Source organism: Dietzia sp. KRD202 (genome assembly GCF_017168155.1).
Lineage (GTDB): Bacteria > Actinomycetota > Actinomycetes > Mycobacteriales > Mycobacteriaceae > Dietzia > Dietzia kunjamensis.
Map to the genome: position 1 here is coordinate 1 of NZ_JABFAN010000066.1, position 412 is coordinate 412.

The following is a 412-nucleotide window of genomic DNA, read 5'->3' on the forward strand; positions in this document are numbered from 1 at the left end:
TCACAATCACTTTAATATTCATAAGTATGGTCTTAATAAGGTGCATCTTCGATTTTGTAAGATCATATTTGATAATAAAATTGTCTTACAAAGTTGATAAAGAGATGTCAAATGTTTATTTTAATAAAGTAACAAAATTACCTATTAATTTTTTTGAAAACAGAGAAGATGGAGAGGTAATTTCTCGATTCAATGATGGTATATATATTAAAGACTTTTTTAGTGATAACTTTGTTACTGCAATAATTGATATAATTTTAATACTGGGATTAGGAGTTATTTTATATAGAACAAATAACATTCTTTTCTTAACAATTATTCTCCCGATTTTGCTACTTTCATGTCTAGCGATTTTGTTTTTTGATCATCTTAAAAAGAAAAATCAAAAACTGATGGAGGATAAGGCTAAATC

1 protein-coding gene is annotated in these 412 nt (G+C 25.2%); it reads left to right on the forward strand.

What is annotated here, in order from left to right:
• A partial coding sequence (locus J1M64_RS18625) for an ABC transporter transmembrane domain-containing protein (protein WP_241261778.1) occupies positions 1 to 412 on the forward strand: 412 nt, incomplete at both ends.